Raw genomic sequence first — 22,705 nt, forward strand, 5'->3', positions numbered from 1 at the left:
TCGCCATAGATGACTTCGGTCTCGTCCGCGTCTGTCCGCAGCTTTGGGAGCCAGCGGTCGCGCGTCAGCGACGATCAGGGTAGGCGGCTTCGATCATGAGCTCCGAAAGGTCCAGGTAAACCTTCTTCCAGACCACTTCCGCTTCAAGCGTGAATTTGTCGCCGAGCGTTTCCAGAAGCAACTGGATCAGAGCCTCGCCAACGATTGGATAGTGTTCCTCTTTCACACCGTAAGCCACATGGCGGATTGCCAACTCTCCCAGCATGGGGGCCAGCAAATCCATGTTGTGGAACTCCGAGACGATAACGCCGAGTTTGCTCATCAGCATCGCCCCCTGGCGGCCGATATCGTTTGTGAACATGACCTGCAAGTCAGGATCCTTCTCGAAAAGGATTTCGTAGAAGCGCACGTTTGCCTGTTCGTTTTCGATCGCAATTTCGCGAAAGCTCTCGCGTAGGAGCTCTACCTCCTCGTTGGTCAGGGCCATTTGCATCTCCCAATGCATCGATTGCATGCGGTCATAGGCAATCGCTCACAAAAACAATTAATAGTAGTATTTCGCCGCCGAGCTTTTGATCCGGCCTATTGCTCTCGCGCTGTATGCTGAAGCCGAGTTAAAGATCCTGGGCGGGCAATCCGGATCTCCGCCGAGATGCCACCAAAGGTCGTAGTGGAATCTGTTGCAAACAAACCCACGAAACAGCAAAGCCGTCTTGCATCTTTGCTGTTGCCTCCGGGCGGCAGCGTTCAGTGCCCGAGACTTCAAATCGCGCCACGCCCGATGGATCTTCTATCGGTTATCCTGCGTGCGGGGTCCGACAAGGCGGCTGCGGCCGCCTGTCACCGCTCCGGTAACTCTTTGGTCTGCTGCGCCTTTGGTTTCTGGATAGCTCGTTCTGCGGGCCGTCGTGCGTCACGGGAGTCCAGCAGGCCGGAGCCTGCGGCATACCCAATGCGGCGACCATGTGCATGCGGTCGGAGCAGTGCGAGTGGCCTTTTCGAATTCGGTCATTTCGATCTCCACGATAGCCTACTTCCAATGGTGGAAGTCGCGAGTAGGGGACCCTTTCGGGGTGTTTCTCTTCAGTCGCAAGCGATCCCGAATTGGTTCAAAGAGATCATAAAAAAAACCGGCAATCGGCGTTGTGGCCTAGTTCCTAGCCCACGGGCAGGAGTTCTCGAGACTCATGTTTTCGTTCCCGTGTAAATGGCATTTGCCGTTTCGTGCCAGCTGCGCGATAGATAGGGAGACTGTCTGCTTGCCCGCCGGGCTCGGAAGGAGTTCGACGCACGCCGGGCGAAGCCCCGCAAAGTGAAAGCAAAGGAAGATTTTAATGCGCGTCATGTGCCTGAATGCCTGGGGTGGAAAGCTACACGCCGATCTCTTGCCGTTTTTACGCGCTTCCGCACCTGACGTTCTCTGCCTTCAGGAGGTCGTGCACAGTCCGGAGACGGATAAAGACTGGCTGACCTATCGGGATGGCGACCATGTGCTGCCCCAGCGCGCCAATCTCTTTCGAGATGTCTGCGCGGCTCTTCCCGAGCATGTCGCGGTCTTCTGCCCGGCGGCTCAGGGCGTTTTGTGGGACGATGAGCAATCGATCCCTTCCCAGTGGGGCCTGGCGACTTTTGTCCACCGATCCTGTCCGGTTGTAGGTCAACATCAGGGCTTTGTGCATAAGTCGTACTCGCCCGTCGGCTACGGCGATCACCCGCGCTCCAGAAGCGCGCATGGCGTCCGCGTTTATGACTACGAGCGAGAAGGCTATATCAGCATCACCCATATGCACGGCCTCAGAGACCTGAACGGCAAGATGGACACGCCGGAACGTTCAGCGCAATCCCGCCGTTTGCTCGAGATCTCCCGGGCTGTCTCGGAACCCGGCGACGTCACCGTGGTCTGTGGGGACTTCAATCTGGAGCCTGGGAGCGCCGCCCTTCGGATTCTGGAAGAGGCCGGATTGATCGAACTGGTCCAGGGCCGCGGCTTCAGCAGCACCCGCAGCTCGCACTACAAGAAGCCGGGACGTTTTGCCGATTACATGCTGATCAACAACGAGGACGTCGTGCGGGACTTCCAGGTGACCGAACAGCCCGAGGTCTCGGACCATCTCCCGCTTGTCCTGACTCTCTAACGCTTCAATCAAAGTCGATAGCTTGATCGGATTGGATCTGCGTCGTCACCCACGCGGGCGCGACGGCTCTTCGCGGGCAACGCGGCCCAGCAGGTTTGCGCAGATACGTGCGGCGGTGATGGCGGCGGTTCCGTCCGGGTCCCGTTCCGGCACGAACTCGACCAGGTCAAAGGCAACAAGCCTGGCTTTTCCGATCACGGCTTCGATCAGATCGATCGATTGCATGTAGGAGAGTCCTCCCGGAGTCGGCGCCATGACGGCGGGCATGATGCCGGGATCCATGCCGTCGCAGTCCCAGGTGATCATACAGTTGCTGCCGCTTTTCAGGTGCTTCAGGACAGCATCTACACCGTCGCGATGAAACTCTCTGGCGGTAATGATTTTTGAGCCCCAGTCTCTTGCAGCCTCGACCTCAACCCGGCGGGCCGATCCCAGTCCACGCATGCCGACCTGGATCATATTCTCCACATGATCCATTTCCGAAGCCCGTCTCATGGGGCTGGAGAATCCCATGGGTTCGCCGCGACGTTCATCCCGCCAGTCCATGTGGGCGTCAATCTGAATGACGGTGAGGGGACCGAGAGGGGCGAGGGCTTCGATAAAAGGAATGGGGGTTGAATCGTCCCCGCCGATCATGAGTGGGATGGCACCGGCGTCCAGAATCTGAGTGGTGGCCTGCCGGATCAGATGCCGGTTGCCCTCTCCGTCCCGGGAAGAGGTTTTGAGATTGCCGGCGTCGGCGACCGTGAAGTTCACGTCGCCGAGCAGCGGGCCATCCAGATCGAAATCCCAATGGTCCAGCCAGCGGGCATCTTCCGCCAGGGCCTGCCGTAAAGCCTCCGCAGTGGCGGCATAGGGTTCGTTGTCGATCCCGGGGTAGGGGGTTCCGTGCGGCGCACCGAAGACAACCAGATCCGCATCTGTCACGGTCGTTTCTATACCGGCGCCGATGAAGGGAGTCCCGGGCGGGTCAAAGCTTGCAGTCATCGGGCGGTTTCTCCCTTGGCGTTTTGAGTTTTAGAGAGTGTTTGGCGCGCGGAGCCGAAGATCAAGACTTCTCTGTGATCCGGGTCAGGCAGCAGCCATCTTTTCCCGGCGACCAGAGTTCGATCTCACAGGCGAAGCCCGCGGTCTCCAGGGCGGCCCGGTCGTAGGCCGATGCACAGTAAAGCAGAGTGCAGATCTCTTCATCACTGCATCCGGAGTCAACCCAGGCGTCTTTAATCGGGCAGGCCGTCATCTTGACTTCGATGCCAAGCTCGTCGAGACGCCGGATGTCGGGACGGAAGGTCGCGCCGTTCTCCGGCGAGAGGACCCAGGCCTTGCAGATCCCTTCAAAATCGCGTGGCCCGAACTGCGCCATGGACGTGCCGACCTGGACGCCGTGGGCGTGACTGACGCTGCGCATGATGCTGATGGCTTCTTCCTCGCCGTAGCGTTTCCTGAGTTCCCGAAACGTCGTGACATAGAGCAATCCGCGTTCCTTGATTGCGCCATAAACATCGGGATGGCCCTGAGGTCTGTTCAAGATCGCCACTCCATTTTTGAGGACAGCCTGGCGGGGGAAGTCCGTTTCCGGCCTTCGGTTTGGTGCTGCGATCTTATTGGCGGGAGTCTCTGGCGCTCAACGCAGAAAAGCTCTTCTCGAGGATTAGAATTTCTGAGTCTGACCGCGCTGTAACTCCTGTAGTGTTGCGCGCAGGAGAGAGAAATGACCTATCGTCTTCCATCCTTGAACACCTTGCGCGCCTTCGAAGCCGCCGCGCGGCATTTGAGTTTCAAAACCGCCGCGGGCGAACTTGGCGTCACGCCGGGCGCGGTCAGCCAGCAGGTCAAGAAGCTGGAAGGCTCTCTGGGTGTGGCGCTGTTCCGGCGTTTGCCCCACGGACTGCTGTTGACCGGGGCCGGGGAGACTTACCTGCCGCGCATTACCCGGGTGTTCGAGGACCTCACGGATGCGACGGAAGAGATCGCTCCCGATATCAACGGCAGGAAATTCACCCTGGGCCTCTGCCCCAAGGCGGCGGCGGTCCTGCCGGAAGCTTGGCCCGTGCGACGCGAAGCCCTTCAGCCGCATATCCGCCAGGTCATCGAGACGTCAGATATCGAGTGCATCCGGCGGGATGAAATTGACTGTCTGATCCGAATTGGCGGCGGCCCTTACGGCGACCTGACGCTCGTGGAATTGCCGCATCCGACGGATCGTAATGGGGCATCCAAGCTGCACTTCATCTGCAAAAACGGCCTTGCCGATTGCCGGCAGTCCAAGGCCATCCTGGCCGATCTGGATGCAGTGATCCTGTCCGCGGGTCATTCCCCGCCTTAACGGCGTGAGACGGTGGTATCCTGCAGCTCACCATTCCCCAACATTGGGCATGGACTTCCAGGGCTCGGCCGGTTCCAGCGCCTGGCCTGCCTGGAGCAGCTCAATCGAGATGCCGTCGGGTGAACGGACGAACGCCATGTGTCCGTCGCGTGGTGGGCGGTTGATGACCACGCCAGCGTCCAGGAGGTTTTGGCAAAGCGTGTAAAGGTCGTCCACGCGGTAGGCCAAGTGGCCAAAATTCCGGCCACCGGCGTAGCTCTCGGAATCCCAGTTGTAGGTCAGTTCGACAAGGGGGCTTTTGGCGTCCTTCGCGCGGCCCACGTCTCCGGGCGCGGCGAGAAAGACGAGCGTGAAACGCCCGCCCTCATTCTCCATCCGGTTCACTTCGACAAGTCCGAGCTTCTTGCAATAAAAGTCCAGTGACGCCTCAAGATCAGCGCAGCGAACCATCGTGTGGAGATATTCCATCTTCCTATTCCTTTTGCGTTTGTCGCGGAAGAGATTAGTACGGCGGATCAGAAGAGGCTACCGACGATCCCGCCGTCCACGTGCTGCGCTGCGCGAGTTCAGGTTTAAGTCTTACCCTGGTGTTTTCAGGTAAAGCTCTTCCAGCCTGCGCAGAGCAGCCTATGGTCGGCTGAGCCGCAAGAGAGGCGCCTTAAGAGGCGCGGGCTTTCGCGTTTGCGTCCGCCAAGGCTTCGATGAGATGGGCGCCTACTGCATCGCTCGACTGCGGATTCTGACCGGTGATCAGGCGCCCGTCACGCACGGCATGGGGTGTGAAATTCTCACCAGCCTCAAAAATCGCACCCAATTCGCGTAAGCGGGTCTCCAGCAGAAAGGGTACGACGTCGGTGAGGCCCACGGCCTCTTCCTCGCTATCGGTAAAGCTATTGACTCGCCGGCCTTCGACCAGCGGTCTGCCATCGGCGCGCCTGGCATTTACGAGACCGGCCGGGCCGTGGCAGACAGCGGCAACCACGCCGCCCGCGTCATAGATGCGGCCCACGGCGCCGGCCAATGCGGCGCTATCGGGCAGGTCCCAAACAGTGCCATGTCCGCCGGGCAGGAAGATCGCGTCATAGTCCATTGGGTCGATGTCGGTGATCGCGGGAGTATCGGCCAGCCTTGCCATGGCGGTGGCGTCCTCAATGAACCTCTCGACGGGCGCCGGGCGCTTCGTTGGGTCCGGGTCCAGGCTTGACGGGTCGTGCACTGCCGCGCCTCCTTTGATCGAGGCGATGGTGACCTCGTGACCTGCATCCACCATTGCCCAGTACGGGGCCGCCATTTCTTCAAAGTAGAAGCCCGTCGGCTTGTTCGTGTCGCCCATGGTGGTATGGGAGGTGAGGACGATCAGGATGTTTTGCATTGGATCAACTCCGCTGTGCGTTTCGCTTGATCCGAAGATGAGGCTGGCGCGCCGTTTCGAGAAATCGGTAGCGCCGATAGATCAAATCGTTTTGGCCAGACGCCGTGACAATCGAGCATTCAGGGCGATTTACCGGCTTCGAACGCATCTGCAACGGCGGCACGAAACCAGGCTTCAGCTGGATCACGATGGGTCGTCGCACTCCACGCGAGTGCATTGGTCACTGGCGGAACCGCCACCGGGCAGGGTTCGATTTCAAACGCGGCATGGCGCGCAAGTCCATAGGCAGCGAAGTCGGGCACAGTCGTGATCAAGTCGGTTCCGGGCAAAGCCGCAAGGATGAGGGAGAAGCTTGAGAGACCCAGGACGATGCGCCTTTCCCGGCCGATTGACCGCAATTGATCATCGACAAATCCGGACAGGTCTCCTATCGGCGTCACCAGTGCTTGCGGGCGCGCACAAAAGTCGTCAAGCCCCGCAAGAGGAGGCGAGGCCGCGTTGCGCACAACAACCCACGGCGCATTGCGCAATACGCGTGTTTTCGCGGTTGCCGTGGGATCCTCGCGCAGATACCCGGCAACGGTCGAGACCTCACCGCTCGACAACATTTCCGGCAGCGTTCGATAGTCGCCGATCCGAATGGAGAGATCACAAGAGGGCGCTTTGCTCCGCAGTGTCTCCGTCAGTTTCGGCAGCGCCGCCAGAGCAAAGGCATCCGTGCATCCGAAGCGGAACACCCGCGCGTCAGTTTCAGGATTGAATGCGCGGACTTCGCCAAGAGCCGCTGCCAGACCCTCATAGTGAGGCCGCAGAGCCAGCAACAGCTCCTCCGCGCGAAGCGTCGGCACAAGATCGCGGCCCTGACGGACCAACAGCTCATCGTCGAAGATATCGCGAAGCCGCGCCAGCGTGCCGGACAGGGTTGATTGGGCAAGATGCAGACGCCGGGCCGCCTTCGTTGTCGAGCGTTCTTCGATCAGCGCAATGAGCGCTGCAATCAGCTTGAGGTCGATGTGATCGAATCCAGGCGGTGTCTTTGACATAAAGGGCGCTGTCTTGCTTCATTCGGGTTGCAGAACTCTTGCACGCGGTCACAGGCTGAGGCAACGGCATGGCTTTGCTTTTCACCGCGAAGTGGTCATTCGGTCTTACAGCGTCAACGTTGGCTTCGTCCGCGCCGCCGACGTTTGACGCGCGCATATCACCTTTGGGCTTTCTTCTGACGATGCTGCTGCCTCAGGCAGTCGACAAAGAGGCGCAGACACTCCACCCGCTTATTCTGTTCGGGATAGTAGATGTAAAAGGGCGGTAAGGGCCTGGCGTAAGGCTCGAGGACTGTCTTCAGCTCTCCGGTCCTAAGGTGCTCTTCCATGGTCGTACGCATGGACCAGCCGACCCCGTGGCCGTCGCGGGCGGCCTGGATGACGCCGACGACGGTGTCGAAGACGAGCCGGCTGGGTGGGTCGATCCGCGTTTCCTGACCCTTTTCAGTCACCCACCATTCCCGGATGGCTCTCGAGGTCGGTTGCCGGTAGCGGATGCAGTGATGCTTCAGCAGGTCTCGAGGATGCTTCGGTGTGCCCTGTTCTTTGAGATAGTCGGGTGACGCAAAGAAAACCGAGGGAACCGGCCCGGTGGCACGGACCGCAATCATATCGGGTGCCAGAATGTCGCCCAGGCGAATACCCGCGTGAAAGCCCTCGCGCACAATATCGACCAGTTCCTCGTTCCAGGATATGTCGAGGGTTATCACGGGATTTTCGGCCCGAAACTTCGCCAGAACGGGTGCGACCGCCGTGATATAGGCGCCCCGTGACAGACTGAGACGGAGTGTCCCCGTCGTCGACTTCGCGCTCTCCTGTGATTTCCTTACCGCATGGACCATGTCGCGGTAGGCCGGCGCGGCGGCCTCGAAGAGCACGCGGCCGGCATCGGTCATCTCAATGCTGCGCGTGGTTCTGAAAAGGAGGTCTACACCCAGTCTGTCTTCCAGGGCTTTCATCTGAAGGCTGACCGCAGGCGCGCCAACGCCCAGAACCTCGGCGGCCGCGCGCATGGAGCCCTCCCGGACAATCGTCAGGAAGACCTCAATGCCGTGGATCGGTGCGCGCTCCATTATTTAAAAATACTAAATAATAAGGTAAATCGACAAGGTATTATCGAAAGGATTGAATGCCGGTAGTCTGGGCCGCACAGGCAGACGGCAGGAGGGAATTTGACGCACAGCACCGCGAAACAACCGGATCAGGTCGTACGGGGTATCGCGATTATCCTCGCGTCCGTGACGGCGATGGCCTTTGCCGATGCCGTTGTGAAGCTGGTCAGCGCCGATCTGACGCTCTGGCAGGTTTTCGTGGCGCGTTCGATCTTAGCGCTGCCCTGTCTTATGGCCTTGGGCTATGTCAAGAGCGTTGGCTTCGGGCATATCTTTAACAGATGGGTTGCCGCGCGCAGTCTTCTGCTGGTTCTGACCTGGTTGGCGTTTTACGCTTCGCTGCCCCTCCTCGAGCTTTCGCTGGCCGCTGTTGCGGTTTACAGCAATCCGATCATCACCGCGCTTTTGTCCGCGGCGATCCTGGGTGAGCGGGTTTCGCGGCGGCAGTGGATGGGTGTCGCGGTGGGCTTCGCGGGTGTGATGGCGATCCTGAAACCGGGAACGGAAGCCTTCACCTGGGTGATCCTGTTGCCATTGCTGGGCGCCGCGTTTTATTCAATGGCCATGGTGCTGACGCGTGCCAGGTGCCGGCAGCATGAGGCGATCAATCTCGCGCTTGGCCTTCACGGCGCTTTCATCGTCACGGGCGTTCTTGCGACCGCGACACTTCTGTTCCTGGATCTGGGGCCGGAGCTTGCCGCCGCCAGTCCCTTTCTGCTCGGCGGCTGGATGCCCATAGGTGCGGAGGAGTGGGGCTTGATGGCATTCCTCGGCGTGCTCTCCGCCGCCTTCTTTTTGGGGGTGGCGCGGGCGTACCAGATCGCACCGCCACAAATCATCGGCACCTTCGACTATGCCTATCTTGTCTCCGCTGCGCTTTGGGGTTTTGTCTTCTTCGCGGAACAGCCCGATTCCCTCACGCTTGCCGGCATGGTCCTTATTACCCTCGCCGGTCTGCTGGTCGCGCGCGGCAAATCGCATGAATAGGTTTGACTTTCCCTGACTTGGGCCAGCGTGCCGCTCTGCTTAAAGAGGCCGCTCTCACAAGCATAGGATATCTCTTTTTTGTATGGTGGAGAGCGCAGCTATTGCCGCCTTTTGCTCTGAGCGAGCCTTGCCGCAAAATCCCCGGCCAGATCCGACATGGTGATAGCGGCAAGGGAATCGGAAAAGCAGGCGGCGGCCTTTTCCAGGGCCTCCTCGGTCGCGGCATTTGCCGCCTGTTCCATGAGACAGGCGGGGGCGTCTTCAGACTTGCCGAGGGCGAAGAGTTTCGGTGAGCCCAGCGCTTCATAGATCCCAAGCAGCGTAATTTCGGACAGGGGCATCGCCAGCGTCCAGCCGCCACGGTGGCCTTTTGCCGACTGAACGTAACCCTGCTCCCGCAGGCCCGCCATGGTCCGGCGGACGACTGCCGCATTGGTGTTCAGCATCCGGCCGATTTCTTCCGAGGTCGCCGGTTCCGACTTTTCTTCAAGATGCAGGAGGACGTGCAAAACCCGCGGCAAACGGCTGTCGTAACGCATGAAGGGGTGCTCCTTTTCTTTCTTGCGCGGAGGATAGCTGAAACGCATACGTAACAAAAGAAATTACATGATATTGACTCTCGCATATCACGTATCATATGAAGATACGAATAGTCACACTTTGTTATTCGCCTCAACCATGCACGGCCTGGTCGCGGTTGGGGCCAGAGATTGGAAAGGATCAAATCATGCAGGAAGAGAATTCGCCGCAGGCTTTCTGGGAGCGGCACTACCAAGGGGTGTCGCCGAAAAGCTCCGGACGGCCGTCCGCCGTTCTGACCAACTTTGTGGCGCAGCGGCAGCCGCAGCGTGCTCTGGAGCTGGGCTGCGCCAAGGGCGACGACGCCGTCTGGCTGGCCGGGCAGGGATGGCAGGTGACCGCCGTCGATGTTTCCCAGACGGCCCTGGACTACGCGCGGCGAAATGCAGAAGCGGCCGGCGTTGAAGGCCGGATCAGCTTCGCGAAACACGATCTCAGCCAGAGCTTTCCGGCAGGAGAATTCGAGCTGGTCTGTGCGGTTTTTCTGGAATCGCCGGTCGAATTTTCGCGGATCAAGGTTCTGCGGCGTGCCGCCGAGGCCGTGGCCAGGAAAGGTCTGCTGATCATTGCGTCGCACGGTTCCATCGCGCCCTGGTCCTGGGCCGAGCCGGACACCGAGTTCCCGGCGGCGGAGGAGGTCTTGAAGGACCTCGATCTTGAATCCAGTGGCTGGAAAGAGGTCTTCGTCGGTCCCTCGCTGCGTCAGGCCACCGGTCCGGGCGGCCAGACGGCTCAGGTCACGGACACTCTGGTGATCCTCGAGCGCATTTAGCCCGTTATGCGTCGTGGTCCGGTCATGGTCTTGTGATGCCGTGACCGGGCCGATGTCGCTTGGTCGTCCCGATTGATGCGCATGGCTCTGTTGCGCACAAGCGCTTGAAAACCCCGCCAGTTCCGCCTATTCTGTAAGTAACCCATCGGAGATTTCATGTCCTGACTAAGTGGGGAGGCACCAGGCCTCCCGGCGCAAATCAACTCTTGAACGACGCTGCCCAAGTGAGACGGGCGGGCGGGTTGTTTTGCGATCTCAGACAGACCTGACACTTTGAGCCCGGGCGACGCTCGTGGCACCGACATGAAAGCTCAAACCCATGACACGGGACTATTCCCAATTCTTTTCATCCTCCTTGCAGGGTGCAGGATCAGAACGACCTCTATCCAAAATCGAAAGCCTCGGCTGGCAGCCCTTTTTCGCGCAGCAGATCAGCGTGGAGGAGATGGCGCAGATGCCGCCGGTGCGCGTCGTCGAAGTGCACCGCAGCGCGCTGCACGTTATCGGTGATGATATCGACCAGACGATTCCATCCCGTCCGGATGTGACGGTCGGCGATTGGCTGCTGCTCGATTCAAAGCTGCCGGCATCCAGCCGCCTGTTGGAGCGCAAGAGCCTGTTGAAACGCCGCGCGCCGGGGACCGACCGGCAACTGCAACTGATCGCCGCCAACATCGACACGGCCTTCATCGTTTCCTCCTGCAATCAGGATTTCAACATCGCCCGTCTGGAACGTTATGTCGCCCTGGCGTTCGAGGCTGAGATCACGCCTGTTATCGTTCTGACAAAGGCTGACTTGACATCAGCTTCTGAAGACTATCTCGCGCAGGCCGAGGCGATTTCGGATCGGGTGGCGGTCGTCACCCTCGACGCAAGAGGGGAGGAGCCAAAGGTTAAGCTGGGTGAATGGTGCAAGCCCGGCCAGACGCTGGCTTGCCTGGGATCCTCTGGTGTGGGCAAGTCGACTCTGATCAATGCGCTGGCCGGAATCGAGACGATAAGGACGCAGGGTATCCGGGAAGACGACGCGAAGGGCCGCCACACCACGACAAGGCGGCAACTGCATGTCGTGCCGGGCGGCTGTCTGGTCCTGGACACGCCCGGTATGCGGGAGCTGCAGCTGACGGATGCGGCCTCCGGCATCGAAGATCTCTTCGCCGACCTGCACCAGCTGTCGAGCCAATGCAAATTCGGTAACTGCCAACACGTGACCGAGCCCGGCTGCGCCGTTCTGCAGGCGCTTGAAAGCGGTGAAATCGATGAGCGCCGTCTTAAGCGATGGCGCAAACTCCTGGCTGAAGAGGCTTTGAATTCAGCCACTTTGGCGGAGCGCAGGTCCAAGGATAAGGCCTTCGGCAAAATGGTCCGCCAGGTCATAAAGCAGCAAGACAAGAGGAAATGGGATAAGGGTTAGGTAGAATCGGCGCGGCGGGGGCACCGTCTCCGCCCGTCCGGTCTCAGGTTAAGCTTCAGAAAGATCAGCGCCATGAGGTGACGCACGTTATTGCTCATGCCTTTCTCTACTGCGGGACCCTGCGGTCTTGAGCCGGGTTCAATCTCGATGTCAGATTTCCAGCGCGGACTCGCTCGGTGCAAGCCGAAGCAGGTTCGCGATTGTCTGCAGACCCCGTTTGAGCCGTATCTCGTCCGCTTCATGGCTCAGACAAATCCGGATTGCTTCGGGCGCGTCGCTGACCCGGGCCGCGAAGCTGCGTCCCTCGCTCACCAGCACGTCATGGCGGGCGCAGTGCGCTCGAAAGGTATCCGCTCTCCAGGCTCCCGGCAGTGGCATCCAAACATGGAAACCCTGCGGATCAGCGGCAAACTCGACATGGCCGAGGATTGATCGCGCCAGTGATTGACGGCGTTCCGCGGCGGCTCGCTGTTGGGCGGTCAATCGCGCTGCTGTCCCATCGCGGATCAAGCGGGCCGCGACCTCCAGCGTCATGGGCGGCGTCATCCAGACGGAGAGATTGGTTGCGTGGTGCAGGGCAGGGACCAGGGCTGCGGGTGCGCGCAGAAATCCGACACGCAAGCCCGGCGCGACTGTTTTTGAGAGGCTTGTGACGTAAACGGTCTGGTCAGGTGCGGATGTGGCCAGAGGCGCTGGACGATCCGCCTTGAGGGGGGCAAAAACATCGTCTTCGATGAGGATAACGCCATGGCGCTGCGCAATATCCGCAATGGACCGGCGCCGTGCAGCCGGAAGCGTCGTCGTGGTCGGCGCTTGCAGAGTTGGTGTCAGATAGAAGGCTTTGGGCTTCGCGCCGATGCAGAGCTTTTCGAAGGCTTCCGGGACAACGCCCCTGGCATCCATGGTCACAGCTGCGGTCTGCAGCCCGAAACGTTCGGCCATTGCGCGGACCGGCATATAGGTCAGGCTTTCGGTGAGCAGGAGATCACCGGGGCGCAGAAGCCCCATCAGCGCGCAGAAAAGGCCGTGCTGTCCGCCCATGGTCGTCACGATCTGATCCGGCTGCGCCTCCACGCCGCAGCTGTTGAGCCAGATCCTCGCCGCTTCACTGTGGTGCAGGAGGTCTTCGTCCGTCTGATAGTCAAGCAAACCCGACAGCCCGTCTCCGGCTGCTACTTCACCCAGGACACGCCGGATATGCGGTTCGGCAAATCCCGGCAGTGGCAGGTTCCGGGACAGATCGACCGGACCTGTTCTCTCACGGCGAAGGTGTGCTTGCTCATCCGCCTGCAAGCTCGCATCGGGGGATCGAACGAAGGTGCCACGTCCAACCTCCCCGCGCAGCAGCGCGCGCTTAACGGCTTCCGCATAGGCACGGCTGGTTGTGTTCGCGGATACACCCAGTTGGTAAGCCAGCTCGCGATGCGGCGGGAGCTGTGTTCCAGCCGTCAGGCGCTCGGAGGCAATGTCCTCGGCCATGGCCTCGAGGATTTGGAGGTATTTGGGACCGCGCCGCCCAGTGAGGTCGGGTAACCAAATTGCCATCAGTTCAATGTTTCAATTGCATCAATGCAATATTGAGATCAATCCTGAGATCCGTCAATGCAATTTCCGCCGGATGCTTTCCATGGCCTTGAGTTCCCCATCTGTCGGCAAAGGTGTCGCGCTTTCAATGGTCTGCCTGGCCTTTCTCGGAGTCATGCCGGTCATCTCGAACCTCCGCCCGTCCGAGACGGGGGCGCTCGCCTTCGCCTTCGCGCTGTCTGTCTGGCAGGTGGTCTTTGCCCTGCCGGTTTTTGGCTTTGAACTCGCGCGGGGAACGAGAGGCATTTTCGGCTTCGAACTTTCACGGCGTCAGCGCGGACGCATGATTGCCGTGGCGCTCTTTACGGGGGCACTCTTCGGTCTCTCCACCTACCTCTATGTCTTGGGTGTCGAAAAGGCAGGCGCGACCAATGCCGCGATCGCCATTCAGGCTTATCCTCTATTCGCGATTCTTTGGGAGTATCTGTTCCTCAAGCGCAAAAAGTCGGTCTTGGAACTGGCCCTGACCGCGCTGCTGATCGGATCGCTTTACTACCTTGGGACGGGAGGTGGTTTTCGGATGTCGGGCCTGTCGCCCTGGTTTCTCGTTTCACTGGGCGTGCCGCTGCTCTGGAGCATCGCGCACGTCATCATCAAGGAGGAGCTTGGACGAACGCCTATTACGCCAGTCCAGGTAACGTTTTTCCGGGTCGCCATCTCGACGCTGTTCCTGTTCGCCGTGCTGGCCGCCGCGGCACCCGCCGGCATTGCAGCCGGTGTGAGCGCGATCTTCCAAACGATGTCGGCGGTGATGGGCCTGGTTTACTTCCTGGAGCTTATTGTCTGGTTTTATGCCGTCCGGCACATCGACGTTTCGCTGGCGAGTTCCATCACGACTCCTTGGCCTGCGCTGACCATGGCGCTTGCCGTCGTCTTTCTGGGCGATAGGATCGAGAGCTATCAGATCGTGGCGTTGCTTATCCTTGTCGCCTGCATCTACGGACTAACGCTGGCGGGTTTCCGAAAGGCGAAGTTTGCTGAGAGGCAGGCGGAAAACACGCGACAGGTTTAACTTGGAGTGCGCGGTAGATGACATTGAGGTTGTCGCCCGAACTTGCAGCTCAGACCACGGCCAGCCAGTCCAGAAAGGCCTTTGCCGCCGGCCGCGCAAAGGCGGTGCTTGTTCCCACCACTGCATACTGCGCGCCAGTGGGCCAGGTGGGACCGGTTTGAATCAGCGTGCCCTTGGCGAGATCATCCGCAATCAGAAAGGCCGGCAATAACGCCGCGCCGCTCCCGGCCAATGCGCCCTCGCGAATCATATAGAAGTGGTCGAAGGCCAGTTGCGGCTGTAGACCCGATGTGACTGAAACAGACCGGGCTTCGGCAAAGGCGTCCCAGGCATTGGGACGGGTGGTGTGGGCGAGGCGCGGGGCGGTCCAGAGGTCGGCTGTGATTTCGATGCCGTGCCGGGCCTTGAAGTCCGGGCTGCAGACGGCGATCATCTCTTCACGGAAAAGGCTGATGGCGGTCAGAGGCGTCCAGCCGCCGTGGCCCCAGGTGAGCACGATATCCAGGAGCGAAGGGTCCCAGTTCACCGGATCCTTGTGAGCGGCGCTGAAGTCGGCGTCGACGGTTGAGACGCTGACCGAGAGGCCGGGGTGGAGCCGCGTGAAGGCCTGCAGGCGCGGGGCGAGCCAGAGGCCGCCCAGGGACGGCAGCACGCCGATGCGCAGGCTGCCGGTCAGATCGCCGCTGAGTTCCAGGCGGGTGCTTTCAATCTGACGCAGGATGGCGGTGGCGCTCTCAGCCAAACGCAGGCCGTCGGTGGTGATCTTGACCGCGCGGCCCTGGCGGGTGAAGAGGGCGACCCCCAGGTGGCTCTCCAGGGACTGAATGCGCCGGGAGACCGCGCCTTGGGTCAGGCCCAGTTCCTGCGCGGCGCGGGTGAAGCTGCTCAGGCGCGCGGCCGCCTCGATGGCGGGCAGGGCGGCCAGGATAAGGGAATCGCTTGCGCCCTGAGGCGGATTTTGCATGAGTTTTGCTCATGAATGATTGCTTGAATTTGGGCTTTTTACCGCAAGAATGATGGTGCTATCAAGCAGGGGTTCTGAGAAGGCGCCCGCGCCGGGCTCCGCGATGGGCGGCTATACAAAGGAAAAGAGAATGCTGGGATCCAACGAAAACCTGATCAACGACGTCCGCGCGCGCTTCGCCCATGTGGAGAGCTGTCCTTACCAGGGTAACCGGGTTTTCTTTGAAAATGCCGGCGGCGCATTGACCCTGAATTCGGTGGTCGAGACTTCGCAAGAGATGGCGGCGATCCCGGACAATCAGGGGCGCGACAATCCGGCGGCCCACGAACTGGTCCGGATCATTGCCAAGGCGAAGGAAGACACCAAGCTTTTCTTCAACGCGACCGGCGGTCAGGTCTTTGTCGGTGAAAGCGGCACGGAATTGCTGTTCCGCCTGATCAGTACGGCGATCCTGGGCGCGGAGAAGGGCGGCATCGTGCTGGGCAGTACGCTGGAGCATCCGGCTTCGCGCAGCGCTTGCATCCGCTGGGCAGGCATCGCGGGCAAGGACTATGTCTGTGTCGAGCACAACGCGGGGAGCGGATCGGTCACCGCCGAGGACTACCTGCCGCACATCACCCCCGACACCCGGGTCGCGACCATCCTGCATACGTCCCCGGTCAGTGGCATGGGCGTCGACGTGGGATCCATTGCCAAGGCGATCCGCAGTGTCGCGCCGGATTGTTTCATCATCATCGACGGCATCCAGCACGCGGCCCACGGCGGGATCGATATCGATTCCTATGGCATCGACGGCTATGTGATCTCGCCCTACAAGGCCTTCTCGCGCCACGGTTACGGCATCGCCTGGATCTCGGACCGCTTCACGCAACTGCCCCATGACGGGCTGATCGGCGCGGCACAGGAACAATGGGAACTGGGCACGCGCGATACCGGTGCCTATGCGACCTTTTCCGACGTGGTGAACTACTTCGAATGGCTGGGCAGCCAGGTCACGGACGCGACCGACCGGCGCGCCCGGATCGAGGCGGCAAGCAAGGCGATCCACGCCCACGAAAAAGACCTGACCGACGCCATGCTCTTCGGCACAGGCAACCTCAAGGGTCTGACCGAGATGCCCGAGGTGGGCGTGCTCTGCGGCCCGGAGAACCCGCTGCGCGAAGGCCTTGTGTCCATGTATGTGAAGGGCATGGACTCCGAGACCCTGGTGAGTGCTCTGCGTGAGCGCGGTATCCGGACCCATGCCCGCAAGGCGGATCACTATTCGGCCAACATCTTAACGCCGCTGGGCCTGACGGACTGCGTGCGGGTCAGTATGTGTCACTACAATACTGAACAGGAAGTGGCGCAGTTCCTGAGCGCGATGCGGGAAATCGTGGCACTGTAGGATGCCGGTTGCGAAATGATGATATCCTGTGCGGGTAAGACGATGCGGATACCGCACAGAATGACCTGAGGTCCCATGAGACGCTTCCTGCAACAAGGAGCCATGACGTCGCCCGGCAAATACGCATCTGCGTTTGATGCTCTGCCGGACGATGTTTCGTCCTTGTTGACGGTGGTGCAGGGGCTTTTCGTTCATAGCGATTTTCTTGATATCCACGGATTGGCCGGTTCCGCTTTTTCGACGCGGTCGCGCGAAACGCTTCCTGTCGAAAAACGGCTGGATCAGATCTTTCAGATTTCGAATCAGGCCCTGCAGATTGCCAGGCCTGTCGATCATCGTGCCGTCGGAACCTGCCGCGATTACGCGCTCATGATGTGCGGCCTTTTGTGGCATAAGTCCTTTGACGCGCGGGTCAGATGCGGGTTCGCGCAGTACTTTGTTCCTGGCCGCTACGAGGATCACTGGCTTTGTGAATACCGGTGCGCCGATACCGGGCGCTGGGTGCGGGTGGATGCCCAAATGGATGAAGCGCATCGTGACCATCTTGCGATTGCGTTCGATCCCTCCGATGTGCCGGACGGCGCATTCGTAACCGCGGTCGAGGCGTGGGACCTGGTTCGGACAGGGAAAGCTGCGCCGGAACTCTTCGGTCACGGGGATGCCGCCGGAGCATGGTTTTTGTGGGTCAATCTGGCGCGGGATTACTTTGCTCTGTGCGGTCAGGAAGTGTCGCCCTGGGATAGCTGGCGGTCGGCCCTCGGCCGCGATCAGGAGATTGACCCGGCAACGCAAGAGACCTGCGAGCGCATTGCGGCAGCTATTCGAAATGTGGAGTGCGCGCCAGAAGAGATGCGAACGATGTTGCGACTTCAACCCTTTTGGTCCGCTGCGAGGTGAGACGGCTGCCAAAGGTGACGCATGCCACGGATCATGGGGGGCGGGTACCGCTGATCAATCAGACTGAAATGCATAGACGGCGCAGGGCTCGCCGTAGTGTTCTTCCACGCCGGCATAGCTCATCCCAAGCCGTTCCATCACGTGATGCGACGGGGTGTTTTCCGGATGCGCCACCGCAACGATCTCCTCGCCGGGGAAATTCCTGCGGCCGTAATCGACAGCTGCCTGTCCTGCCTCGGTCGCAAAGCCTTTTCCCTGCTGCGACGGTAAGAGGCGCCAGCCAACTTCAAGTCGCCCTTTGGCGTCGCCGGGAAGATACTGCAGCGTGGCCGCGCCCACACATTCGTTCGACGTCTTTTCGAAGGCCGTCCACCAGGAGCAGCCGTGCTCGGCCCAACGCGCCGTAACGCGTTCGACGAAGGCCAGCGTGTCTTCCAGCGTTTCGGTATGACCGCCCATGTATTTCATGACCTCCGGCAAACGGTTCATGCGGTTGAGCGCCGCCGCATGCTCCTTTTGGCAGGGCACAAGAAGAAGCCGGTCAGTTTCAATCGTTCTGTCGCTGAGGCTCATGCCATGCATCCGTTTCCATCGATTACCTTTGCGGAGTCAAACTCTATCGAGAAACTACGCGGCATCGCTCCAGTTTTTCAAGCCGCCAGATTGTCACGTCAGAAACCCGTCATCGAAAGCCCGGCGAAGACTGCCGCGCCAACCAGCATGGTCGCGACCACGTTGTTGGTTTTCCAGGCGGCGGCAAGGGCCGCGGCGGCTGCGAGCCACGTCAGGACAGGTTGTCCGGCCAGTGACGCGGCGACGAGGGCGACGACGATCAGACCCGGCAGGTCGTCAAGCAGCGGCGCCAGACGGGACCGGCGTATTGCGTTGCCTGCGATCAACCCGGTCAGTCGGATGGCGAAGGCAGCGGCGGCGAGGATGCCGGTCAATAGCCAATGAGACTCCGTCACGCTTCCGCACTCATGCTTTCGCACTCACTCTTTCGTACTCCGGCGCTGGCGCGCCACAGTTGCAAGAATGAGGCCGCAGAGGGTTCCGCCGACAATCGCGTAGGCCTTGGGGAGTCCGCTCATGACCAACAGACCCGTGACCGCGAAGCTGACCAGCCAGGGCAGAAGGTTCTGTCGGCCTTGCCAAAGACCGCGCGCCATCGCGATGAAGGCAGCGGTAAAGGCGAAACCCAGTCCGAAAGCCTCGAGGTCCGGCAGCGATGCGCCCAGCAGCGCGCCGAGAGCCGTCGAGGCGGTCCAGACGCTGATCATGACAAAGCCCGCGCCCAGTAAAAAGGCCGCCCCTATCGCAGGATTCTTCGCCCGCTCCGCCATGGTCAGCGCCCAGTTCTCATCGCCGGTGATGTGGATCGCCAGGAGCCGCAGGTGAAGCGGGAGGCTCTGTAGGAGCGGGGCCAGGGACGCGACAATCCCCACGTAGCGCAGGTTGAGCGCGGCTCCGGCCAAGGCCGCTCCCAGAATGGCCGAGCCGCCGGAGAACTGCTCGACGGCGACGATCTGAGACGACCCCGCATGAACCGCGCCGCTCATGATGGCGACTCCCCACCAGGGAAAACCGGCCTGAGCCGCGAGAATGCCGAAGGCGAAGCCGTAGATGGCAGCGCCCGACGCGAGCGGAAGAATGGCAATTGCACCCTGTTTCATCCGGCCAGAATAGGAATGTCCTTAGATCGGATAAATTGAGAGTTCAGCTAAAAATTGATAGGATGCCATCAGAAATAGAGGAATTTTGATGTTATGCAGGAAATCGACAGTAAGGATCGACAGCTGCTCGCGCTGCTCCAAAGGAATGTCAAGACGACCATACCTGACATGGCCGAGCGGACCGGACTTTCCACCGCTTCCATTCAACGCAGGCTGCGGGTGCTGCGCGAGAGCGGGGTCATTCAAAAGGAAGTGGCGGTGCTAGACCCCAAAAAGCTGGGGCTTGGCATCACCGCAATTGTCTCGGTCGAGCTGGAGCGGGACCGGCTGGATCAGATCGATGCCTTCAAGCGCAAGGCCCGGCTGGACGAGCAGGTGCTGAACTTCTATTGCATCGCCGGCGACGCGGATTTTGTGATGATTGTCGTGGCCAGGGATATTGCAGCCTACGAAGCCTTCACCCACCGCTTTTTCTTCGCCGATAAAAATGTCCGTAAGTTCCGCACATCCATCGTCGTGTCGACGGAGAAGGCGACCCTTGAACTTCCGATATAACGTCTAGGTTGAAGTGTGGGTGCTAACCCTTGTGACGGCTTTCAAGTGCGGCCTTGGCGGCAAGATGCACTTCTTCCTCTATTTCTGCGGCAGTGGGATGCTCGGCAATGCGTTGAATCGTCGGATAGAGTTTTTGCCAGAGTGTTGGCCGCAATTTACCGGCTAGATTTTCGATGATCCAAAATTTCCAAATTGCGTCATCTGAGTTGAGCGCGTCGTCGATATGGGGTGCGACTTCTGGCCCAGCCGCCGCAAGCAGTGAAGAAACGTGTCTTGCGACCGGCCAATTGTAGTCTTGCAGCCATTCCAATAGTTCGGGAACCACCGGGTTGAGGGCTGGAAAGCCTACCGAAGAGGCGCGCCGAACAGCAGCTACATCATACTTATCTTTTGGAATGCACAACTCTAATTGCATAATTCTGACTCTAACTGGCCTGCCGATCTTGGACAATGATGGATGCAGTGTTCCAGCGAGCGGGCCGGCAGCGCTTAATGAGCTTATGAATGACGGCCTTTATTTTCGCGCGGCACGGGTTCCCTCCAAGTTCTTCAACTGCCCTCAACAATGAGAAAATCCGCTTCGGCGTTTGCCATCCTGACTTCCCGGGCGGCCTGATATTCCGGTGACTGGTAACAGCGGATAGCCGTATCATAGTCCTTGAACTCGACGACCACGTTCCGATCGCGGGCCTGTCCTTCGGGGGCGGCGAACTGCCCGCCACGGACCAGAAAACGTGCATCGTACTTCTCGAACGCCGGGCGCGCCGCGGCCAGATACGCGGGGTAGTTCTCCGGGTTTTTGACCGAGACGCGGACCACCCAATAGCCTTTTGACATCTTGCACTCCTTTTCATTTCGGGTTTTCAGGGCTTTAGCTGGGGGATCAGCCCGTGGCGCGCTTTGCGCCCTCACTCATTTGCCGGGCGATAAAGCCGTAGGCTTGCGTCCAGGCCCGGCAGGCCTCTTCACTCCAGCCCTCGCCCAGGCCGGTTTCCAGGGTCCAGAGCAATGCCGCGCCGACGCTTTCATAGTGGCTGTCCTGAACGCCGTAACCGGCGTGGCGGCGTCCAAGCGCAGTCAGTTCCGTGCGCAGGGAGTCCTCGTCCTGAAGGCCGGCAACGGTCCGGGAAACCGCCTCGATCAGTCTGCTTTTCTGCGCGGTCATGTCCGTCTTGCCGAAGAGGGACTCGATCTCCGGCGCCTGCTCGAACAGGCGTTGATAAAAGAGATCCGCCGCCGCCGGTGCGATAGGTGCGACCTGCTTCCAGGTGGTTTGAACAAGTGTCTTTTCTTCCGGTGTCATTCCGGCCTCCTTATGTTGTTGCGTGCTTGGGCGAGGCAAGCTCGTTGCCGGAGGTGTGATAGCGGCTTTTCAAAATCTAAAAAAATGAATAATAATGATAAAAATAATCTCATGGAGAGATGATTGGAGCTCTCGGAACTCAGGATTTTTATGGCGGTGGTCCGCGAGGGCGGCATCACCCGCGCCGCCGAACGCCTCAACCGGGTGCAGTCGAACGTCACCACGCGTATCCGGCAACTCGAGGAGCGCCTGGAGACGCGCCTCTTCGACCGCCGGGGCAAGAAGCTCGTCCTGACCGCGGCGGGACAGACGCTGCTGGATTACGCCGACCGGCTGCTGGCCCTGGCGGCGGAGGCAGAGGCGGCCCTTGCTGACGACAAACCCAGAGGTGTCTTCCGTCTCGGGGCCATGGAAAGCACAGCCGCCATCCGGCTGCCGGAACCGCTCGCCCGTTACAGCCGTCTCTATCCCGAGGTCACCATGGAGATGCGCACGGGCAATCCGGCCCAGCTTGCCAACGCCTTGCTGGCGGGTGAAATCGAAGCGGCTTTCGTGGCGGAGCCTGTCGCGGAAGCCAGATTTGACTCGGTCCCGGCTTTTGTCGAAGAGCCTGTCATCGTGACCTCGCAGGATCATCCACCGATTGGAAAGACGAAGAGAGTCCCGGACACAATGATCGTGTTCGAGCAGGGCTGCCCGCATCGGCGCCGGCTCGAGGCCTGGTATGCCCAGCGGGGCAGTTTGCCGGAGCGCACGGTCGAGCTGGGTTCCTACCATGCCATGCTGGGCTGCGTCTCGGCGGGGATGGGGGCCGCGCTGGTGCCGCGCAGTGTGATCTCGACGTTCCCGGAGGGCACACGCCTGCGGATAACGACTTTGCCCAAGGGGCAAAACCGTATCAGAACCCTCATGATCTGGCCGAAAGACAGTCGTTCGCCGAAGGTTGAGGCGCTGCGCGAGCTGTTGGCGACAGATTAGTCAGAAGGCGTCGGGATTGAAGGCTGCGCTGATCCTTCGCGACGCCAGGTCTGGCCGCTTGCCGTTAAGTTCGGCTGCCCGTCTTGAAATGCGACAGTTGTCGTGTATATTCACGTTATGAAAGCCGGTAAGCAAAAAGTCGACATTCAGGCCGCGGCCAATGAGGCGCGGCAGATCTGCGCCTGTTTTAAGGTGCGGCAGGCTTCCCGCCTGATTACCAAGGCCTATGACGAGGCCATGCGGCCGCTCGGGCTGAAGGCGACGCAGTTTACGATGCTGACGGCGGCGGCGCTGTCCGACGGGCGCGTGTCGCTGACGGATCTGGCGGAAAAACTCGGCATGGACAGGAGCACCTTCAGCCGCAACCTGGGACCTTTGGAGCGGGAAGGGCTGGTGGAGCTCTGCGATGACGGTTTCGGCCGGGCGCGCGCGGTGCGGCTGACGAAAGCGGGGAGGGAGCGCTACGCCGAGGCAGTGCCGCTTTGGCGCGGTGCGCAGGGTGACTTGAAAGCGGCACTGGGGGAAGAGGGGTGGACCTCCTTTCACGAACAGATGTCGACGGCGGCCAGATATGCTTGAGCCAAATACGCCTGAGCTGGATACGATCGCGGC

The 22,705-nt window shown here is 60.4% G+C and carries 27 protein-coding genes; 11 read left to right on the forward strand and 16 right to left on the reverse strand.

Features of this window, described 5'->3' with window-relative positions; all coding sequences use genetic code 11:
- Positions 1 to 64: 64 nt before the first annotated feature.
- The gene (locus tag FKG95_RS08200; RefSeq protein WP_179953985.1) at positions 65 to 487 is read right to left on the reverse strand and encodes a globin domain-containing protein; all 423 of its coding nucleotides are present in this window, start codon (positions 485 to 487) and stop codon (positions 65 to 67) included.
- A gap of 847 nt (positions 488 to 1,334) precedes the next feature.
- Here FKG95_RS08200 and FKG95_RS08205 point away from each other — a divergent pair.
- A complete protein-coding gene (locus tag FKG95_RS08205; RefSeq protein WP_142895822.1) occupies positions 1,335 to 2,135 on the forward strand; it encodes an endonuclease/exonuclease/phosphatase family protein in 801 nt (266 codons plus the stop codon).
- 45 nt (positions 2,136 to 2,180) lie between these two features.
- Here FKG95_RS08205 and FKG95_RS08210 read toward each other — a convergent pair whose 3' ends face one another.
- Both FKG95_RS08210 and FKG95_RS08215 read right to left on the reverse strand, forming a co-directional pair.
- Positions 2,181 to 3,122 (reverse strand): arginase family protein, encoded by a 942-nt coding sequence (locus FKG95_RS08210; RefSeq protein ID WP_142895823.1) that lies wholly within the window; start codon positions 3,120 to 3,122, stop codon positions 2,181 to 2,183.
- A gap of 61 nt (positions 3,123 to 3,183) precedes the next feature.
- Positions 3,184 to 3,663 carry an L-2-amino-thiazoline-4-carboxylic acid hydrolase gene (locus tag FKG95_RS08215; protein ID WP_179953986.1) on the reverse strand — a complete coding sequence of 160 codons (480 nt, stop codon included), beginning with the start codon at positions 3,661 to 3,663 and terminating at the stop codon, positions 3,184 to 3,186.
- Between the two features lie 183 nt (positions 3,664 to 3,846).
- Here FKG95_RS08215 and FKG95_RS30315 point away from each other — a divergent pair, with 183 nt between their 5' ends.
- Complete coding sequence (locus FKG95_RS30315; protein ID WP_142895825.1) at positions 3,847 to 4,461, forward strand: LysR family transcriptional regulator; 615 nt, start codon at positions 3,847 to 3,849, stop codon at positions 4,459 to 4,461.
- A 27-nt stretch (positions 4,462 to 4,488) separates the two neighbouring features.
- Here the strand turns inward: FKG95_RS30315 and FKG95_RS08225 are convergent, their stop codons facing one another.
- The 4 genes from FKG95_RS08225 to FKG95_RS08240 form a co-directional block, all read right to left on the reverse strand.
- Positions 4,489 to 4,929, reverse strand: a complete 441-nt coding sequence (locus tag FKG95_RS08225; RefSeq protein WP_142895826.1) for a VOC family protein — start codon at positions 4,927 to 4,929, stop codon at positions 4,489 to 4,491.
- 190 nt (positions 4,930 to 5,119) lie between these two features.
- Complete coding sequence (locus tag FKG95_RS08230) at positions 5,120 to 5,833, reverse strand: type 1 glutamine amidotransferase domain-containing protein (protein ID WP_142895827.1); 714 nt, start codon at positions 5,831 to 5,833, stop codon at positions 5,120 to 5,122.
- Positions 5,834 to 5,952: 119 nt separating this feature from the next.
- Entirely contained in the window at positions 5,953 to 6,876 is a 924-nt protein-coding gene (locus tag FKG95_RS08235) for a LysR family transcriptional regulator (protein ID WP_142895828.1), read from the reverse strand.
- A gap of 158 nt (positions 6,877 to 7,034) precedes the next feature.
- Entirely contained in the window at positions 7,035 to 7,949 is a 915-nt protein-coding gene (locus FKG95_RS08240; RefSeq protein ID WP_142895829.1) for a LysR family transcriptional regulator, read from the reverse strand.
- Between the two features lie 99 nt (positions 7,950 to 8,048).
- Here FKG95_RS08240 and FKG95_RS08245 point away from each other — a divergent pair, with 99 nt between their 5' ends.
- Positions 8,049 to 8,975 carry a DMT family transporter gene (locus tag FKG95_RS08245; protein WP_142895830.1) on the forward strand — a complete coding sequence of 309 codons (927 nt, stop codon included), beginning with the start codon at positions 8,049 to 8,051 and terminating at the stop codon, positions 8,973 to 8,975.
- 98 nt (positions 8,976 to 9,073) lie between these two features.
- On the opposite strand, the gene FKG95_RS08250 is transcribed toward FKG95_RS08245, so the two are convergent.
- Complete coding sequence (locus FKG95_RS08250; RefSeq protein WP_142895831.1) at positions 9,074 to 9,514, reverse strand: Rrf2 family transcriptional regulator; 441 nt, start codon at positions 9,512 to 9,514, stop codon at positions 9,074 to 9,076.
- Between the two features lie 188 nt (positions 9,515 to 9,702).
- On the opposite strand from FKG95_RS08250, the gene FKG95_RS08255 reads away from it, so the two are divergent.
- Positions 9,703 to 10,326 carry a class I SAM-dependent methyltransferase gene (locus FKG95_RS08255; RefSeq protein ID WP_142895832.1) on the forward strand — a complete coding sequence of 208 codons (624 nt, stop codon included), beginning with the start codon at positions 9,703 to 9,705 and terminating at the stop codon, positions 10,324 to 10,326.
- 319 nt (positions 10,327 to 10,645) lie between these two features.
- Positions 10,646 to 11,740 (forward strand): ribosome small subunit-dependent GTPase A, encoded by a 1,095-nt coding sequence (gene rsgA, locus FKG95_RS08260; protein WP_142895833.1) that lies wholly within the window; start codon positions 10,646 to 10,648, stop codon positions 11,738 to 11,740.
- A gap of 150 nt (positions 11,741 to 11,890) precedes the next feature.
- Here rsgA and FKG95_RS08265 read toward each other — a convergent pair whose 3' ends face one another.
- Positions 11,891 to 13,285 (reverse strand): aminotransferase-like domain-containing protein, encoded by a 1,395-nt coding sequence (locus FKG95_RS08265; RefSeq protein ID WP_142895834.1) that lies wholly within the window; start codon positions 13,283 to 13,285, stop codon positions 11,891 to 11,893.
- 82 nt (positions 13,286 to 13,367) lie between these two features.
- On the opposite strand from FKG95_RS08265, the gene FKG95_RS08270 reads away from it, so the two are divergent.
- Positions 13,368 to 14,336 carry a DMT family transporter gene (locus tag FKG95_RS08270; protein ID WP_142895835.1) on the forward strand — a complete coding sequence of 323 codons (969 nt, stop codon included), beginning with the start codon at positions 13,368 to 13,370 and terminating at the stop codon, positions 14,334 to 14,336.
- Positions 14,337 to 14,385: 49 nt separating this feature from the next.
- On the opposite strand, the gene FKG95_RS08275 is transcribed toward FKG95_RS08270, so the two are convergent.
- Positions 14,386 to 15,300 carry a LysR substrate-binding domain-containing protein gene (locus FKG95_RS08275; RefSeq protein ID WP_142895836.1) on the reverse strand — a complete coding sequence of 305 codons (915 nt, stop codon included), beginning with the start codon at positions 15,298 to 15,300 and terminating at the stop codon, positions 14,386 to 14,388.
- A gap of 130 nt (positions 15,301 to 15,430) precedes the next feature.
- On the opposite strand from FKG95_RS08275, the gene FKG95_RS08280 reads away from it, so the two are divergent.
- The gene (locus FKG95_RS08280) at positions 15,431 to 16,687 is read left to right on the forward strand and encodes an aminotransferase class V-fold PLP-dependent enzyme (protein ID WP_142895837.1); all 1,257 of its coding nucleotides are present in this window, start codon (positions 15,431 to 15,433) and stop codon (positions 16,685 to 16,687) included.
- Between the two features lie 102 nt (positions 16,688 to 16,789).
- Positions 16,790 to 17,584, forward strand: a complete 795-nt coding sequence (locus FKG95_RS08285; RefSeq protein ID WP_179953987.1) for a transglutaminase — start codon at positions 16,790 to 16,792, stop codon at positions 17,582 to 17,584.
- Positions 17,585 to 17,638: 54 nt separating this feature from the next.
- Here the strand turns inward: FKG95_RS08285 and FKG95_RS08290 are convergent, their stop codons facing one another.
- The 3 genes from FKG95_RS08290 to FKG95_RS08300 form a co-directional block, all read right to left on the reverse strand.
- Entirely contained in the window at positions 17,639 to 18,157 is a 519-nt protein-coding gene (locus FKG95_RS08290; RefSeq protein ID WP_179953988.1) for a GNAT family N-acetyltransferase, read from the reverse strand.
- A gap of 98 nt (positions 18,158 to 18,255) precedes the next feature.
- The gene (locus tag FKG95_RS08295) at positions 18,256 to 18,552 is read right to left on the reverse strand and encodes an AzlD domain-containing protein (RefSeq protein ID WP_142895840.1); all 297 of its coding nucleotides are present in this window, start codon (positions 18,550 to 18,552) and stop codon (positions 18,256 to 18,258) included.
- A 24-nt stretch (positions 18,553 to 18,576) separates the two neighbouring features.
- Entirely contained in the window at positions 18,577 to 19,257 is a 681-nt protein-coding gene (locus FKG95_RS08300) for an AzlC family ABC transporter permease (RefSeq protein WP_142895841.1), read from the reverse strand.
- 93 nt (positions 19,258 to 19,350) lie between these two features.
- Here FKG95_RS08300 and FKG95_RS08305 point away from each other — a divergent pair, with 93 nt between their 5' ends.
- A complete protein-coding gene (locus FKG95_RS08305; RefSeq protein ID WP_142895842.1) occupies positions 19,351 to 19,812 on the forward strand; it encodes an Lrp/AsnC family transcriptional regulator in 462 nt (153 codons plus the stop codon).
- A 22-nt stretch (positions 19,813 to 19,834) separates the two neighbouring features.
- Here FKG95_RS08305 and FKG95_RS08310 read toward each other — a convergent pair whose 3' ends face one another.
- The 3 genes from FKG95_RS08310 to FKG95_RS08320 all read right to left on the reverse strand — a co-directional run bounded on the left by FKG95_RS08310 (position 19,835) and on the right by FKG95_RS08320 (position 21,115).
- Positions 19,835 to 20,227, reverse strand: coding sequence for a DUF5071 domain-containing protein (locus FKG95_RS08310; protein WP_142895843.1), 393 nt, complete (start codon positions 20,225 to 20,227; stop codon positions 19,835 to 19,837).
- A 134-nt stretch (positions 20,228 to 20,361) separates the two neighbouring features.
- Positions 20,362 to 20,649, reverse strand: coding sequence for a DUF1330 domain-containing protein (locus FKG95_RS08315; RefSeq protein WP_142895844.1), 288 nt, complete (start codon positions 20,647 to 20,649; stop codon positions 20,362 to 20,364).
- A 46-nt stretch (positions 20,650 to 20,695) separates the two neighbouring features.
- Complete coding sequence (locus tag FKG95_RS08320) at positions 20,696 to 21,115, reverse strand: globin family protein (protein WP_142895845.1); 420 nt, start codon at positions 21,113 to 21,115, stop codon at positions 20,696 to 20,698.
- A gap of 123 nt (positions 21,116 to 21,238) precedes the next feature.
- Here FKG95_RS08320 and FKG95_RS08325 point away from each other — a divergent pair, with 123 nt between their 5' ends.
- On the forward strand, positions 21,239 to 22,093 hold the full coding sequence (locus tag FKG95_RS08325; RefSeq protein WP_142895846.1) for a LysR family transcriptional regulator: 855 nt from the start codon (positions 21,239 to 21,241) through the stop codon (positions 22,091 to 22,093).
- 102 nt (positions 22,094 to 22,195) lie between these two features.
- Positions 22,196 to 22,672 carry a MarR family winged helix-turn-helix transcriptional regulator gene (locus tag FKG95_RS08330; protein ID WP_142895847.1) on the forward strand — a complete coding sequence of 159 codons (477 nt, stop codon included), beginning with the start codon at positions 22,196 to 22,198 and terminating at the stop codon, positions 22,670 to 22,672.
- Positions 22,673 to 22,705: the final 33 nt, after the last annotated feature.

The organism is Denitrobaculum tricleocarpae (assembly GCF_007004665.1).
GTDB lineage: Bacteria > Pseudomonadota > Alphaproteobacteria > Kiloniellales > Kiloniellaceae > Denitrobaculum > Denitrobaculum tricleocarpae.

Bases quoted from the DNA above. Each gene is read 5' to 3' on its own strand.
- FKG95_RS08200 (WP_179953985.1), bottom strand. From the start codon at position 487: ATGGCCCTGACCAACGAGGAGGTAGAGCTCCTACGCGAGAGCTTTCGC.
- FKG95_RS08205 (WP_142895822.1), top strand. From the start codon at position 1,335: ATGCGCGTCATGTGCCTGAATGCCTGGGGTGGAAAGCTACACGCCGAT.
- FKG95_RS08210 (WP_142895823.1), bottom strand. From the start codon at position 3,122: ATGACTGCAAGCTTTGACCCGCCCGGGACTCCCTTCATCGGCGCCGGT.
- FKG95_RS30315 (WP_142895825.1), top strand. From the start codon at position 3,847: ATGACCTATCGTCTTCCATCCTTGAACACCTTGCGCGCCTTCGAAGCC.
- FKG95_RS08225 (WP_142895826.1), bottom strand. From the start codon at position 4,929: ATGGAATATCTCCACACGATGGTTCGCTGCGCTGATCTTGAGGCGTCA.
- FKG95_RS08230 (WP_142895827.1), bottom strand. From the start codon at position 5,833: ATGCAAAACATCCTGATCGTCCTCACCTCCCATACCACCATGGGCGAC.
- FKG95_RS08235 (WP_142895828.1), bottom strand. From the start codon at position 6,876: ATGTCAAAGACACCGCCTGGATTCGATCACATCGACCTCAAGCTGATT.
- FKG95_RS08240 (WP_142895829.1), bottom strand. From the start codon at position 7,949: ATGGAGCGCGCACCGATCCACGGCATTGAGGTCTTCCTGACGATTGTC.
- FKG95_RS08250 (WP_142895831.1), bottom strand. From the start codon at position 9,514: ATGCGTTACGACAGCCGTTTGCCGCGGGTTTTGCACGTCCTCCTGCAT.
- FKG95_RS08255 (WP_142895832.1), top strand. From the start codon at position 9,703: ATGCAGGAAGAGAATTCGCCGCAGGCTTTCTGGGAGCGGCACTACCAA.
- rsgA (WP_142895833.1), top strand. From the start codon at position 10,646: ATGACACGGGACTATTCCCAATTCTTTTCATCCTCCTTGCAGGGTGCA.
- FKG95_RS08265 (WP_142895834.1), bottom strand. From the start codon at position 13,285: ATGGCAATTTGGTTACCCGACCTCACTGGGCGGCGCGGTCCCAAATAC.
- FKG95_RS08270 (WP_142895835.1), top strand. From the start codon at position 13,368: ATGGCCTTGAGTTCCCCATCTGTCGGCAAAGGTGTCGCGCTTTCAATG.
- FKG95_RS08275 (WP_142895836.1), bottom strand. From the start codon at position 15,300: ATGCAAAATCCGCCTCAGGGCGCAAGCGATTCCCTTATCCTGGCCGCC.
- FKG95_RS08280 (WP_142895837.1), top strand. From the start codon at position 15,431: ATGCTGGGATCCAACGAAAACCTGATCAACGACGTCCGCGCGCGCTTC.
- FKG95_RS08285 (WP_179953987.1), top strand. From the start codon at position 16,790: ATGACGTCGCCCGGCAAATACGCATCTGCGTTTGATGCTCTGCCGGAC.
- FKG95_RS08290 (WP_179953988.1), bottom strand. From the start codon at position 18,157: ATGAGCCTCAGCGACAGAACGATTGAAACTGACCGGCTTCTTCTTGTG.
- FKG95_RS08300 (WP_142895841.1), bottom strand. From the start codon at position 19,257: ATGAAACAGGGTGCAATTGCCATTCTTCCGCTCGCGTCGGGCGCTGCC.
- FKG95_RS08305 (WP_142895842.1), top strand. From the start codon at position 19,351: ATGCAGGAAATCGACAGTAAGGATCGACAGCTGCTCGCGCTGCTCCAA.
- FKG95_RS08310 (WP_142895843.1), bottom strand. From the start codon at position 20,227: ATGCAATTAGAGTTGTGCATTCCAAAAGATAAGTATGATGTAGCTGCT.
- FKG95_RS08315 (WP_142895844.1), bottom strand. From the start codon at position 20,649: ATGTCAAAAGGCTATTGGGTGGTCCGCGTCTCGGTCAAAAACCCGGAG.
- FKG95_RS08320 (WP_142895845.1), bottom strand. From the start codon at position 21,115: ATGACACCGGAAGAAAAGACACTTGTTCAAACCACCTGGAAGCAGGTC.